This is a genomic window from Ligilactobacillus hayakitensis DSM 18933 = JCM 14209 (assembly GCF_000615845.1).
Classification (GTDB): Bacteria; Bacillota; Bacilli; order Lactobacillales; family Lactobacillaceae; genus Ligilactobacillus; species Ligilactobacillus hayakitensis.
On the sequence record NZ_BAML01000005.1, the window covers coordinates 1 to 15,054 of the forward strand.

Consider the following 15,054-nt stretch of genomic DNA (forward strand, 5'->3'; position numbering starts at 1 on the left):
ATTTATAAAATAATAAATAATTATTAATTTTCTTGACAAATTTCATTAATATTAGTATACTTCAACTATATATAAGTAGACCGGATAAAAGAGGAGTATTTTACTTGAAGAGTTCAGAGAGGGACGGGGAGCTGTGAAGTCCTACTTGGAAAGTTTAAGAAGACACTTTTAAGGTATGTAGAGATACACGTTGGCAGCGTTAACACCGTGAAAGTTATAAGTAAAAGGTGGTACCGTGCTATGAGCGCCCTTGTTATCAATAGATGGATAACAAGGCTTTTTTTTATGGTCTAAAAATATGAAGTGGAGTGAATTTTAATGAAGTATCAACGTCCTAAGGGTACAGCGGATATTTTACCTGGAGAATCAGAAAAATGGCAATATGTCGAAGAAAAAGCACGTAAATTATTTAAAAAATATCGTTACGAAGAAATGCGTACGCCTATTTTTGAAAGTTTTGAGGTATTTTCTCGAACTTCAGGAGAAACTTCAGATATTGTAACAAAAGAAATGTATGATTTCTTTGATAAAGGTGATAGACATATTACACTACGTCCGGAAGGAACTGCAGGTGTAGTTAGAAGTTACGTAGAAAATAAATTATACGGTCCGGAATTTCAAAAACCATATAAGACATTTTATATGGGGCCTATGTTTCGATATGAACGTCCTCAATCAGGGAGATTAAGAGAATTTCATCAAATCGGGGTAGAAGCATTTGGTGTTGAAAACCCAGCTTTAGATGTAGAAGTTATTTCTATGGCCATTAATTTATTAAAGAGTTTCGGTTTGGAAAGTTTAAAGCTATCCATCAATACTCTTGGAGATAAAGAAACGAGAGAACAATATCGCCAAGCACTAATTTCATATTTAGAGCCATTTGAAAGTGAACTATCAGATGATTCTAAAGAAAGATTACACAAAAATCCATTGCGTGTTCTTGATAGTAAGGATGAAAAGGATAAAAAAATCGTTGAAAATGCTCCATCTATTTTAGATTACTTAAGTGATGAGTCTAAAAATCATTTTGATACGGTATGTAATTTATTAGATAGCTTAGGAATCAAATATGTAGTTGATTCAAATATGGTTCGTGGATTAGATTATTATAATCATACTATTTTTGAAATAATGAGTGATTCAAAGGCGTTTAAGGGTAAATGGACAACAATTTGTGCGGGTGGCCGTTATAATGGGTTAGTCGAACAACTAGGTGGACCAGAAACTCCGGGAATGGGATTTGGTTTAGGAGTTGAACGTTTATTATTAGTTTTAGATGCTGATGAAAATCAATTACCAATTGAAAATAATTTAGAGGTGTACGTTGTCGGTATTGGAGAAGTAACAAATACAGAAACACTTGTATTAGCAGAATCTCTACGTATACAAGGATTTAGCGTAGAACGTGATTATTTAAATCGTAAACCAAAAGGACAATTTAAAACCGCAAGTCGTTTGAATGCAGAGTTTACATTGACCATTGGTGAACAAGAATTAAATGAACAAAAAGCTAACTTGAAATACATGGAATCAGGTAATGAAATTAAAGTATCGTTAGCTGATGTTAAGAATAATTTTGCAAACTTAGCAGAACAAGTAAAAAAGGAAGGTTAATTTATGAAAAGAACAACTTATGCAGGTCTTGTAAATGAAGACTATCTAAACCAAGAAGTTTGTTTAAAAGGTTGGGTACAAAAAAGACGTAATCTTGGGAATCTTATTTTTATTGACTTAAGAGATATTGAAGGAATTGTTCAATTAGTATTTAGTCAAGAATTTTCAGAAGATGCATTAAAAGTAGCTGAAAGTCTAAGATCAGAATATGTAATTGAAGTTCAGGGTAAGGTTGTATTAAGAAATGAAAATGCAATTAATCCAAATATGAAAACAGGAAAAGTTGAAGTTGAAGTAAAAGACGTAAAAGTTTTAAATGCCGCAAAAACAACTCCATTTGATATTTCAGATAATACAAATGCCTCTGATGAAACTCGATTGCAATATCGTTATTTAGATTTACGTCGTCCAGAAATGCAACGTTCATTAATGATTAGAAACCGCATTACACAATCAGTACATAGCTACTTAGATGAAAATCACTTTTTAGATATCGAAACACCATATCTAACACGTTCAACTCCAGAAGGTGCGCGTGATTATCTTGTACCATCTCGTGTATATCCGGGACATTTTTATGCACTTCCACAATCACCACAATTATTCAAACAATTGTTAATGGGAGCTGGATATGATAGATATTATCAAATCGCGCGCTGCTTCCGTGACGAAGATTTACGTGGTGATCGTCAACCTGAATTTACACAAATCGATATTGAAACTTCATTTATGACAGCCGAAGAGATTCGAGAAATGACTGAAGGTTTGTTGAAACGTGTGATGAAAGATACGTTAAATATTGAATTAACAAACCCAATTCCACAAATTACTTGGCAAGAAGCTATGGATCGCTTTGGTTCAGATAAGCCAGATATTCGTTTTGGGATGGAACTAAAGGATTTATCAGAAGTTGTAAATGGAATTGGTTTTAAAGTGTTTGATTCAACATTAGAAAACGGGGGACAAGTTAAATCAATTACTGTCCCAGGTGGTGCTGAAAGTTACTCACGTAAAGGTATTGAAGAAAAACAAGAATATATTAAACGCTTCGGTGCTAAAGGATTAGCATGGGTTAAGGTTACTGAAGAAGGCTTAACAGGACCAATTGCCAAATTCTTAACTGCTAAGACAGATGAAATTTTAGCTGCTACCGATGCTAAAGCAGGAGATTTAATTTTATTTGTTGCTGATAAAAGTAAGGTTGTTGCTGATTCATTAGGTTATTTACGTGTTGCAATTGCAAAAGAACAAAATATGATTAATAAAGATGAATTTGCATTTGTTTGGGTTGTAGATTGGCCATTATTTGAATATAGTGAAGAATTTGAAAGATTTATTGCAGCTCACCACCCATTTACCATGCCAAACGAAGAAGATATTGAATTATTAACTACAAACCCTCATAAAGCTCACGCACAAAGTTATGATATTGTGTTAAATGGTTATGAATTAGGCGGGGGATCAATCCGTATTCACCGTCGTGATATTCAAGAAAAAATGTTCCAAGCTTTAGGTTTTACAAAAGAAAAAGCAGAAGAACAATTTGGATGGTTTATGGAAGCTTTAGATTATGGTTTCCCTCCACACGGTGGGTTAGCTTTAGGATTAGATCGTTTCGCAATGCTTTTAGCTAAGAAGGATAACATTCGTGAAGTTATTGCATTTCCTAAGAACTCAAAAGCATCAGAACCTTTAACTAAGGCTCCAAGTACAGTTTCACAAAAGCAATTAGAAGAATTATATCTAAATACAGAAATTCCTGAAGATAAATAGGTAAAGATAGAGGCTTAATTTTTGAGCCTCTATTTTGTAGTATTAGATGAAATTAAAGCGAGGTGAAAATATGATTCGACGCCAAGAAATTAATGGGAAATCTCCTTTAAATTATAGCTGGTACGACATTAAAAATATTGATGAAAAAGATATTTTACAATTAAAAAGAAGGTTTCATTTTACGCCAACAATCATCTCATATGTTGCTGATAAAAATGAAAGGCCCCACTATGACCATGACTCTTTGACGAATACAGAATTGATTGTATATGATATTCCAGTTTGGCCAGAAGCTAATACGGAACATTTTACGACTCGACCATTGATATTTTTACTTCAAGGTACAACAGTTTATACGTTCCATACAGATAAAACTGAGTATATTTTTAAAGAATTTAAAGAAGAAAAAGCCCAAGATGCAAAAGATGCCACTGAATTTATTATGTTATTCTTATTGCATGCTACAAAATATTTTCAACGGGCATTAAATCAAATAAATAATCGAGTTAATAGATTAGATGCACGACTAAATTCAAAAATCAAAAATAAAGATTTATTGGATTTGGCACAGATGGAAAGAAGTCTGGTTTTTGTTTCGTCAAGTGCGAGAACAAATTTAATGATGTTAGAAAATTTAAAAAATACACCATTTTCATGGCATATTACCAAAAATGCACAAGAAAAATTAGATGATGTATTAATTGAAGCAGAACAGGCTGCACGTACAGTAGAAATTTCAAATGAAGTTACAGAAAAAATTTCACGAACATCAAATAATATCCTAAATAATAATTTGAACGATACGATGAAATTTTTAACTGTTTGGTCATTGATTTTAACTATTCCAACAATTTTGACTGGATTTTTTGGGATGAATGTGAAGTTACCAATTTTAAATAATGATTTTGATTGGATAATTATTATTGGAGCAAATGTTGTATTAATGGGAGCATTATATATTTATTTAAGACATAATGATTTTCTATAATGTTTTGTTGACAGCGATATAATTTGTGTTAAAATTAAAATAATCTTAAGAAATTCTAATTAGGTTATAATCTGGGTATTAAGAGAGCTAGTGGTTGGTGCGAATTAGCAAGGGTTATTAACTGAAATACATTTAAGTTCGGATCAGAACCGTTATCATCTGAAATGAGTGGAATTCAATTGAATTCAAATTTGGGTGGTACCACGGTTTAAAATAATCGTCCCAGTTGCAATTTTGCAGCTGGGTTTTTTTTATAGCTTTTTTAGAATATCTTTTTAAGAAGAAGGAGGATTTGATATGAAAAAATTCAGTTTATTTGAATCAATAATGGTTTTTATTGTAATGTTATTGATTTTAGGATTTGGTGTTATTCGTTTCGGTTTATCACCACAGACTCCAGTATTATTAGTAATTGCAATTTTAATTTTATGGATTAAATTGCATGGAGCAAGTTGGGATGATATTCATGAGGGAATAAAAGAAGGTATTAGTACAGCGTTGATTCCAATTTTTATTTTTATTTTAATTGGAGCTTTAATCGGAGTTTGGATTAAAGGGGGAATCATTCCTTCAATGATGGTTGTTGGATTCAAGTTAATCAGTGCTAAATTTTTCTTACCTTCAGTATTTATAGTGTGTGCACTAGTTGGTTCATCAATCGGTAGTGGATTTACCACAATTTCAACTGTTGGTATTGCATTATTTGGTATGGGAATTACAATGGAAATTAACCCAGCGATTGTTGCAGGAGCAATTTTATCAGGAGCAATTTTTGGAGATAAGATGTCACCATTATCAGACTCAACCAACTTGTCTTCAGCAGTTGCTGGCTCAGATTTGTTTGAACACATTAAAAATTTAATGTGGACTACAGTACCAGCATTTTTAACAACATTAATTATTTTCTTGCTTATTGGTCACAGTAATGGACATTTAGACGAAAATAAAATACAATCTACAATTCAAGTTTTAGAGTCTAACTTTAATGTAAGTTGGATTGCAGTTATCCCAATTATATTAATGTTTATTTTTGCATGGTTGAAAGTTCCAGCTATTCCAACTTTATTTACAAATATTCTTATTACAATTGCCTTGATTTACATCGACGATAGTAAGTTCTCATTGAAAGAATTATCAGTTTTGATTGAAAGTGGCTTTGTTTCACATACACATAATTCCGCTGTTGATGCCTTATTATCACGTGGTGGAATTGCAAGTATGATGGGAACAGTTTCACTGATCATTACTACACTTGCATTAGGTGGTTTGCTAATGAAGTTTGATATCATTCAAACAGCTATGCAACCAATTATTGCTAAATTAACTAAACCAGGTAACTTAATTCTCAGCACAATTTTAGCTGGGATCGGTGTTAACGTGTTTGTTGGTGAACAATACTTATCTGTTATTTTACCTGGAAAGGCATTTAAACCAGCTTTCGATCGCAGAGGGTTGGATCCGTTAGCTTTAAGTCGAGTACTTGAAGACGGTGGAAGTGTAATTAACTACTTAGTACCTTGGGGGGTTGCAGGTTCATTTGCAGCTGCAACATTGGGAGTTCCAGTACTACATTTCTTACCATTTGTATTCTTTAGTTTACTTTCACCAGTATTTTCAATTTTAAGTGGATACACTGGAATTGGCTTGAAATTAAAAAAAGAATAAAATTATAACGTGATAAAACGAGACTAAAAACTTAATTTCGAATAAAAATCTCGGTAATAAATTATTAATTGGTTTATTGCCGAGATTTTTTATATTTAATGAAATATCTCCAAAAACTACTAACTAGTTTGATGTATCAAAATTATAATGCAAGGTGATTATTGTTATTATCTTTTTTGATAAAGAATTGTCCTAGAAGCATCCAGTAGTCTCTTAATTAGTTTATATATAAGATACTATAGCTACTATTGTAATAATAGTAAGAAACTTAAAGTAAAAAAGAAAATATATTAAAAATGTTTTTAAGGATAAAAAATAACAGTTAGACAAATTGAAAGGTCTAACTGTTATTGGGAAAATATTTACTTTTAAATTAAATATTATCTACCATTTGTTTGAGGAGTATTTGGTTGACCTCCGCCAGCAGGGGCAGAAGAATTTGGCGTTGTTGCTGCAGATGTAGATGTAGATGTAGACGTTGAATTATTAGTTGTTGCAGAACTTTGTTGATTATTTGAATCACTTGATTCATTTGTTTTTTCAGAAGAATCATCATCGCGATTATCTTCGTCTTGTTCAGAAGAAGAAGTTGAAGATGATGAACTTCTATTTGAACTAGAAGAAGATCTACGAGAGAAGATAGTAGGAGCTGATGACCCTGCTAAGTAAAGTTCTCGTTGGCCTGCAACAGTTCGAACATAAACATCGCTTGGTTTTTGCCAATCGCTATTAGTTACACTTTGGGATAAGTATGACATCATAGCGCGGTAGATTTGTTGAGCTAATTTAGATTCATTTGTTAAATAATAAGGAGTAGTGTATTGATGATCATATCCTACCCAAACAGACATTGAATAGTTTTTTGTATACCCGTCAAACCATGAATCCATGGTTGCATTAGAAGGGTATTTATAACTAACGTCAGAAGGATATGCTGTTGTTCCAGTTTTACCTGCTTGGTATAAACCAGAGATTCTTGCTGCATCCCCCGTACCGCTTGAAGAAGTGATTACTTGTTTTAACATATCAGTAATCATATAAGCAGTAGACGCCTTCATAACACGTTTTCCTTTATTTGAGAAGTCTTTTATTTGACCATCTGCAGTCTGAATCTTATTAATATATGATGGCTTATAGTAAGTACCACCATTCGCAAATGCAGCATAAGCAGCAGCATTTTGAAGAGTAGAAGAAGGTAACCCAATCCCGTTAGCATACGTGAGATCTTTAGTTGAGTAACCTAAATTACCAATAAATGTTTTAGCGCGATCTAAACCGACAGCATCAAGAGCACGAATAGCAGGAACGTTACGTGACTGAACTAACGCTTGACGCATTGTCATGTTTCCTTTATATGATTTGTCCCAGTTATATAAAGGAGTGGAAGTTCCAGGATAGTTATAACGACTATCATTTAAAGCATGGTAAGTTGCCCAATCAAGATTTTCAATGGCAGGAGCATAATCCATTACCGGTTTAGCAGTTGAACCGCTTGAACGATCTGTTTGAACAGCGCGGTTTAAACCGAATGTAACATCACCTAAGTTTCTACCACCGATTTGAGCAATGACTGCACCATTATTAGGATCAACAATAGTTGACGCTACTTGAATTGTGCTAGTAGGGAAGCTTACATAATTACTTGTGTTAACAATATCGTATAAACGTTCTTGGGCATCCATATCTAAGTTAGTGTATATTTTTAAGCTTCCTTGATATGGGTCATATCCTTTAGCTTTAGCTTCAGAAACAACTTCTTTTAAGTATGGGTCGGCAATTCGTTCTTTTGAAGTAGTTGTTTTTTGTTTATGACTTTCAACTAAACCTGAAGTGACAGGTACTTGTTTTGCTTCGTTAGCTTGTGCTTGAGAAATTTTTTCATTTTCAACCATTGCATTCAAAACTTCATTTCGGCGTTGAGTAGCCAATTGAGGGTTTGAATAAGGGTTATATGAAGATGGAGCATTGGGAATACCAGCAATTAAAGCTGTTTGGGCTAAATTTAATTCAGATAATGATTTATTGAAGTAATATTTAGCAGCAGTTTGCATACCGTATGTGCCATTTCCCATGAAAACTTTATTAACGTAGAACCCTAAAATTTGATCCTTAGTATATGTTCGGTCCATTTGCATTGCTAACCAAGCTTCTTGAGACTTACGTTTTAGAGTTTGGTCAGAACGTTTAGTGGAGAAAAATGAAAGCTTAATTAATTGTTGATCAAGAGTACTTCCACCTTGTAAGCCAGCAGATGAACCAGTAACATTAGAAAATGCAGCAGCTACAATTCGATAAGGGTCAACACCGTGATGTTTATAAAAACGTCGATCTTCAATTGAAACAACGGCGTCTTTTAATTGTTGAGGTATTTGACTATCCTTAATGTAACTACGATTTTCAGTCCCTAAAGTAGCGATTTTATCACCATCAGCGTCATAAATAACAGTATTACCAGCGCTAGCTAACTTATTTTCACTAAGCGTAGGAGCGCTTTTAGCATAAATGAAAAAAGTTGTTGCGCCGATAACGAATAAAGCGACGATAGCCGTTACAAAGCCCAAAAGAATCTTATTAAGGAGTTCTTTTCGGTCTTTGTTCCAAAAATTATTGTTGTCCTTAAATTTGTCTTCTTCGCGACGTTTAGCTACACGAGAAAGTTGAGAATTATCATGATTATCCATGTTTAATCTCCTTTATTGAGTTTTTATAAATTATATAGTAAATCAATTCCGTCAAGGTATTGAATAGGGGGGGATATTGAATTTTTTAATTTAACCCCAACCTTTTCAATTTCTTTTTTGGGAATTGATTTACGTGCGAAATCCTTTTCATTCCAATACTTTAAAAGTAAGTTAAAAGGTAGTATAAATAATTCATCTGTACTTGAAAATCGAACAATTGTAAAACAAATTCCACCTAAATCGCGGCAGGCTTTCATATGTTCAATCTGATGTGAATGGAAATTGCTAAGCGGAAAAGAAGTTTTATTTTTCGTCTCTTTTGCCTCAAAGTCAATATATTTACCTTTGTAAATGCCATTGTAGTCAGTTGTTGATGCTTTTTTAAAATAAGCCTCTTTAATTACAGCCGCGCTACGCTTTGGATAAGAAACGTCAACGATTTGGATAGGAATAGGCTTTTTATGAATCACTGCTCGTTTTACAGCAAGATAATAATTATTACTTTCATTAATTGCTTGCTCTAGTGTCATTCCTCGATTTCCATAAATCACGCTAGAATTATTTTTTAGACTTCGATGATTAATTTTTTTAGTCTGTTTATCTTCAACTTGTTTTTTATTAGTAGGTTGATAAAGTCGACCGTTTGGATAATGAAAAGCCATAATTAATCACGCTCCTATCTAATAGATTATACCAATTGTTTGAATTGTAATCAAAAAATATTTGAAATTATTTAATCAATAAATAAAATAATATAAGATGAGGTGATATTGAAAATGAATATTTGGGTAACCGGGTATAGAAAGTATGAATTAGGAATTTTTAATGACAAAGATGAAAAAATTTCCGTAATTAAATATGCCTTGAAAAAAGTCATAATTGAAAAATTTGAAGAAGGATTAGAATGGATAATTACAGGACCACAAATGGGAATCGAACAATGGACATGTGAAGTGGTATCGGAGTTGAAAACAGAATACCCTGAATTGAAACTTGCAGTTATTGAACCATTCTCGAACTTTGGAAATAATTGGAATGAAAATAATCAATATCACTTGTTTATTAGAAGGGAATTAGCGGATTTTGTCGCTGCAGTTAGTAAAGACGAATACAAAAATCCAAGTCAATTAAAGAACTACCAAAAATTTATGTTAGATCATACTAATCAAGCTATTTTAGTTTACGATGAAGAATTTGAAGGAAAACCTAAGTATGACTATTTAGCAGTAAAAAAATACGCGGAAACAACTGATTATTCATTGACCAAAATAGATATGCTCTCTTTACAAGAAGCAGCAGAAAATTATCGAGAGTAAAAAAATATTGGATTTTAAAAAAAAGTGTGATATACTAACAGTGTTATGAGTTAAGTTTACTAAATGTAGATGAGGTGCATTTTAGATGGAAAATGTAAATCTTACACCAAAAGATATTGTTAATAAACACTTTAAGAATAAAGTGCGTGGATACGATTCAGTTGAAGTGGACGAATTTTTAGATGAAGTAATCCGTGATTACGAAGTTTTTACAAAAGAAATTCGTCGTTTAAACGATGAAAATTCACAGTTAACTGAAAAAGTTGATGAATTAACAAAACAAGTTACTGTAGGTAAGAGTGGTGTTACTACTCGTCCACAAAATGCAGCAACTAACATGGATATTCTAAAACGTTTATCAAACTTAGAAAGACATGTGTTTGGTGCACAACTTAACGATGAAGAAAATCGTTCAAATCGATTTTAATTAAATAAAAATGTATATCTTCTGGTAATCGCGGTTTGTTTTTTAACAGGCTGAGGAAAGTCCAAGCTTGCACAGGCTGAGATGCCTGTAGTGATCGTACTTGCTGAAAAAATAAGGCAAGGCACCATTTTATGGTGACGGCAGATAAAAGAGCTAAGGTTTATAGCTATGCTCGAGTAGTCTTGAAAAGTGCCACAGTGACGAAGTAGTATGGGAAACTGTACTAGTGGAACGCGGTAAACCCTGCGAGCAGGTAACCCAAACTTTGGTAGGGGCGCTTCATGACGGAAATGAACTAATCATGGGGGCGAGTAATTTTTACTCGGAGATAGATGATTACCACCGATTTTAGCTTCCTGAGCTAAATGACGTACGGAACGTGGCTTATAGAGGAAATACATATCAGGGTGCTAGGATTTATAGGTAACTATTTGTCCTAGTTTTTTTATTTTAAGGAGAATTTTATTATGAAAGAATTTAATTTAATTGCAACCTGTGCAGCAGGATTAGAAGCAATAGTTGGTAATGAACTTAAGCATTTAGGCTATGAAGTCCAAGTCGAAAATGGACGTGTTCGTTATCATGGAACAATTGAAGATGTGATACGTACTAATTTATGGTTAAGAACAGCTGATAGGGTAAAAATTATTGTTGGTGAATTTACAGCACTTACTTTTTCAGAATTATTTGATAATGTTGAAAGTTTGCCTTGGGAAGATTTATTACCGTTGGATGCAAACTTTCCAGTTTCAGGAAAATCACAAAAATCTAAATTACATAATGTACCTAGCGTTCAAGCAATTACAAAAAAAGCAATTGTAAATAAAATTAGTAGTGTATATCATCGGAGAACACAATTACCAGAAAGTGGAGCATTATTTCCAATTGAAGTAGCGTTAAATAAAGATAAGGTGATGTTAACTTTAGATACAACTGGAAATAGTTTGTTTAAACGTGGTTATCGCGTTGCGAAAGGTGGAGCGCCGCTTAAAGAAAATATGGCAGCGGCCCTTGTATTGCTAGCACGTTGGTATCCTGAAATGCCATTTGTTGATCCAGTATGTGGTTCAGGAACAATTCCAATTGAAGCTGCAATGATAGGTCATAATATTGCACCAGGATTTAATCGAGATTTTGTTTGTGAATCTTGGAATTGGGTTGATAAAAAAATATCAGAAGAACAAAGAGCGCTTGCAGACAGCCAAGCAAACTATGATATCGAGCTAGATATTACAGGGTACGATATTGATGGAAAAATGATTGAGATTGCGAAGCAAAATGCACAAGAGGTTGGCTTGAGTGATTCAATTACCTTCAAACAAATGGCTGCAAAAGATTTTAGAACAGAAAAAATAAATGGAGTAATTGTTGCCAATCCTCCATACGGTGAACGTTTAAGCGATAGTGAAGGGGTACATGAGTTATATCGACAAATGGGTGATGTATATCAACCACTCACATCTTGGAGTAAATACATTTTAACGAGTGATTTACAATTTGAACAATATTATGGACAAAAAGCAACCAAGCGAAGAAAACTTTACAACGGTTCATTAAGAACAGATTTATTCCAATATTGGGGTAAAAAGATTCGTAACTAATTCGTGTGAAGTCCTTGTAACGCAAGATGATGAGCACCAGAATTTTCTTTATCGGAAATCCAGGTGGGAAGCAATATGTTAATTTTTTTACTTAGTGATAAAAATATATTGAGGTCGCGTTGATAACTCTTACTATATTCTTTTGAAATACTATCGACTAAAATTTTACTATCAGAGTACAGGAAAATTAGATCGGTATTGTGTAAAGTTTCAATTGAATATTTAAGACCTTTGATTGCGGCTAGAAATTCAGCTTGATGAATGTCGGTAGCATTAACTTTAAAATGAAGTTGATGTTGAACCTTATTTTCGACAATCAAGATTCCAATTCCAAAAAAATTGGAATTAGGATAACCAGCTGCATCAGTATAAATTTTTAACATACGAAAACCTCCTGAGTGTTACCAAATTTATTTAAGAATTTACGGGGTGATTTTTATGAAAGAAAAATTTTATTATCAGCCTGATATTCCTGTAAGTATTTCAATTTGGTCATTGACCTTGATGATTTTTCTTACAGGAATGATGTTTTGGTTAGAAATAACAGTCTTTCAAAAATGGTCAGCCATTAGTTTTATTATATTTATAATATCAGTAATAATTCAACTTTTATTTCGTTATGCAACTTTAAGTGAAGATAAGATTTGCTTTAATGCTGTCATTTCCTTTAACAGTTTTGAATTAAAATTTAAAGATATTAATAATATTACACCAAAAAGATATGGCTTTTTTATTGAAACAAAATTACGAAATTATCGAATTATTTGTTCTAAAAAAATGACACGGGCAACTATAAGTGCCTTTAATAAAAGTATAGGAGGATATTGAAATTATGAAAGATATTGAAATTGCACAAAATGCACAAATGAAACCCATTATTGAAATTGCTAAACAAGTAGGTTTGAATGAAGATGAAATTGAAACGTATGGTCGATACAAAGCAAAAATTTCTTTACCACTTAAGAATAAAAAAGAAAAAAACGGTAAACTAATTTTAGTGACTGCCATTAATCCTACCCCTGCAGGAGAAGGAAAATCTACTGTTTCAGTTGGATTGGCTGATGCGATAAATCTATTAGGCAAAAAGTCTATGTTGGCCTTACGTGAACCTTCTCTAGGCCTGTTATGGGGATGAAAGGTGGAGCAACAGGTGGAGGGTATTCTCAAGTTGTTCCAATGGAAGATATCAATCTTCATTTTACTGGGGATTTTCATGCCTTAACGACTGCTAACAATACATTAGCAGCGTTAATTGATAATCATATATATCAAGGAAATAGCTTGAATATTGATCCTAGAAGAGTGATTTGGAAAAGAGTACTTGATATTAATGATCGGGCTTTACGAAATGTAGTTATTGGATTAGGGGGGCTCACTCAAGGAATTCCAAGAGAAGATGGATTTGATATTACAGTCGCCTCAGAATTAATGGCAATTTTATGTTTAGCTAAAGATCTTAATGATTTGAAGCATAGAATTGGAAATATCGTTATAGGATATAATTATGAAAAAGAACCTATTACAGTTAATCAACTGGGTGTTACTGGGGCAATTACTGCGTTACTTAAAGATGCAATTAAACCTAATCTAGTACAGACTTTAAATCATACTCCAGCAATTATTCATGGTGGACCATTTGCTAATATTGCTCACGGTTGTAATAGTGTTGTTGCAACTAAAACTGCGTTACAATTGAGTGATTATACGGTAACAGAAGCCGGATTCGGTGCGGATTTGGGAGCTGAAAAGTTCTTAGATATTAAAGTTCCGGTTCTAAAAAAGACTCCTGATACTATTGTAATTGTAGCGACTGCTAGAGCGCTAAAAATGAATGGTGGAGTAAAAAAAGAAAATTTAGAATCAGAAAATGTAACTGCAATCGAAGAAGGATTTGCTAATTTAGCTAGACATATTAAAAGTATGAAACGCTATGGCGTACCGGTCGTTGTTGCTATTAATAAATTTACAGCGGATACTACTGCAGAGTTAAACAAAATAATCGAATTGTGTAAAGAAATTGGAACACAAGCAGTAGTTGCTGATGTATGGGCTAAAGGTGGAAATGGTGCAATCCAATTAGCTCAAAGCGTTATTGAAATGTGCGATAAAAAAAGTGACTTTAAAGCACTTTATGATAATGAACAAAGTGTTGAAGAGAAGATTAATAAAATTGTAACTGAAATTTATGGTGGTAAAGGTTATGAATTATCGCCTAAAGCTAAACGTCAATTAAAAATGTTTGAGAGTTTAGGATGGGATAAAATGCCAATCTGTATGGCAAAGACCCAATATTCTTTGTCTGATGATGCGAAATTAGTTGGAGCGCCAAGCGGTTTTATAATTCATATCAGAGAATTCGTGCCAAAATTAGGGTCAAAATTCTTAGTAGCATTGACAGGTAATATTTTGACAATGCCTGGGTTACCTAAAGTGCCTGCAGCAGACAATATTGATATTGATGAAACTGGAAAAATTACAGGACTTTATTAATTATTTGTAGTAATGGAGGTTAGGGCTACCTAACCTCTATTTTTGAGGAGGCAAGGTTATGTGGGGATATTTTATTGTGATAATCTTATTGGTTATGTGCGATCAAGGGATTAAGTTATATGTAGTTCAAAATATAAACGAAGCGACAACAAATGTAATTATTCCGAATGTTTTGGGATTAACCAATATCAAAAATGATGGTGCAGCTTGGAGTGTTTTAAGTGGGAAGATGTGGATTTTTTATATTATATCAGTAGTCGCTTTAATGCTTATGATCTACTATTTTTATAAATATCGGAATGATATTTATTTTAAATTGGGACTAACATTTTTAATTTCAGGAACTATTGGTAATTTTATTGATCGTATTCGACTTGGATATGTAGTTGATATGTTTGAAACGTTATTTTTAAACTTTCCAATCTTTAATTTTGCAGACACCTGCCTGACAATAGGAGTAATTATTGTTATTGTGGCATTATTCAAGGAGGAAGGCTAA

General features: G+C 33.0%; 12 protein-coding genes, 1 other RNA gene and 1 pseudogene. 11 read left to right on the plus strand and 3 right to left on the minus strand.

The annotated features are described in order from the left end of the window. The first annotated feature begins 318 nt into the window (after window positions 1–318). The 4 genes from hisS (at window position 319) to nhaC (ending at window position 6,040) form a co-directional block, all read left to right on the plus strand. Complete coding sequence (hisS, locus tag JCM14209_RS02280; RefSeq protein WP_025022013.1) at window positions 319–1,614, plus strand: histidine--tRNA ligase; 1,296 nt, start codon at window positions 319–321, stop codon at window positions 1,612–1,614. A gap of 3 nt (window positions 1,615–1,617) precedes the next feature. Further along, window positions 1,618–3,387, plus strand: coding sequence for an aspartate--tRNA ligase (gene aspS, locus JCM14209_RS02285; protein ID WP_025022014.1), 1,770 nt, complete (start codon window positions 1,618–1,620; stop codon window positions 3,385–3,387). Window positions 3,388–3,457: 70 nt separating this feature from the next. Continuing rightward, a complete protein-coding gene (locus JCM14209_RS02290; RefSeq protein ID WP_025022015.1) occupies window positions 3,458–4,375 on the plus strand; it encodes a magnesium transporter CorA family protein in 918 nt (305 codons plus the stop codon). A gap of 297 nt (window positions 4,376–4,672) precedes the next feature. Next, window positions 4,673–6,040: a Na+/H+ antiporter NhaC gene (gene nhaC, locus JCM14209_RS02295; protein WP_025022016.1), complete on the plus strand. Its 1,368-nt coding sequence runs from the start codon at window positions 4,673–4,675 to the stop codon at window positions 6,038–6,040. 380 nt (window positions 6,041–6,420) lie between these two features. Here the strand turns inward: nhaC and JCM14209_RS02300 are convergent, their stop codons facing one another. Both JCM14209_RS02300 and recU read right to left on the minus strand, forming a co-directional pair. Continuing rightward, the gene (locus JCM14209_RS02300; RefSeq protein WP_025022017.1) at window positions 6,421–8,721 is read right to left on the minus strand and encodes a transglycosylase domain-containing protein; all 2,301 of its coding nucleotides are present in this window, start codon (window positions 8,719–8,721) and stop codon (window positions 6,421–6,423) included. Window positions 8,722–8,744: 23 nt separating this feature from the next. After that, the gene (recU, locus tag JCM14209_RS02305; RefSeq protein WP_025022018.1) at window positions 8,745–9,383 is read right to left on the minus strand and encodes a Holliday junction resolvase RecU; all 639 of its coding nucleotides are present in this window, start codon (window positions 9,381–9,383) and stop codon (window positions 8,745–8,747) included. A 114-nt stretch (window positions 9,384–9,497) separates the two neighbouring features. On the opposite strand from recU, the gene JCM14209_RS08825 reads away from it, so the two are divergent. The 4 genes from JCM14209_RS08825 (at window position 9,498) to JCM14209_RS02320 (ending at window position 12,065) form a co-directional block, all read left to right on the plus strand. Then, window positions 9,498–10,037, plus strand: coding sequence for an SLOG family protein (locus tag JCM14209_RS08825; RefSeq protein ID WP_035519794.1), 540 nt, complete (start codon window positions 9,498–9,500; stop codon window positions 10,035–10,037). Window positions 10,038–10,122: 85 nt separating this feature from the next. After that, window positions 10,123–10,464, plus strand: coding sequence for a cell division regulator GpsB (gpsB, locus tag JCM14209_RS02315; RefSeq protein ID WP_025022019.1), 342 nt, complete (start codon window positions 10,123–10,125; stop codon window positions 10,462–10,464). Window positions 10,465–10,480: 16 nt separating this feature from the next. Next, an RNA gene (gene rnpB, locus JCM14209_RS09835) (RNase P RNA component class B) lies at window positions 10,481–10,856 on the plus strand. 75 nt (window positions 10,857–10,931) lie between these two features. Next, entirely contained in the window at window positions 10,932–12,065 is a 1,134-nt protein-coding gene (locus JCM14209_RS02320; protein WP_025022020.1) for a THUMP domain-containing class I SAM-dependent RNA methyltransferase, read from the plus strand. On the opposite strand, the gene JCM14209_RS02325 is transcribed toward JCM14209_RS02320, so the two are convergent. Continuing rightward, window positions 12,062–12,448, minus strand: coding sequence for an RNase H family protein (locus JCM14209_RS02325; protein WP_025022021.1), 387 nt, complete (start codon window positions 12,446–12,448; stop codon window positions 12,062–12,064). The two genes, JCM14209_RS02320 and JCM14209_RS02325, sit on opposite strands and share 4 nt — an antisense overlap. A 55-nt stretch (window positions 12,449–12,503) precedes the next feature. Here JCM14209_RS02325 and JCM14209_RS02330 point away from each other — a divergent pair, with 55 nt between their 5' ends. From JCM14209_RS02330 to lspA, 3 genes and pseudogenes are all read left to right on the plus strand, one after another. Then, a complete protein-coding gene (locus tag JCM14209_RS02330) occupies window positions 12,504–12,893 on the plus strand; it encodes an EbsA family protein (RefSeq protein WP_025022022.1) in 390 nt (129 codons plus the stop codon). Between the two features lie 4 nt (window positions 12,894–12,897). Continuing rightward, window positions 12,898–14,555 (plus strand): annotated as a pseudogene (locus JCM14209_RS08830) (formate--tetrahydrofolate ligase). 58 nt (window positions 14,556–14,613) lie between these two features. After that, complete coding sequence (gene lspA / locus JCM14209_RS02340; protein WP_025022023.1) at window positions 14,614–15,054, plus strand: signal peptidase II; 441 nt, start codon at window positions 14,614–14,616, stop codon at window positions 15,052–15,054.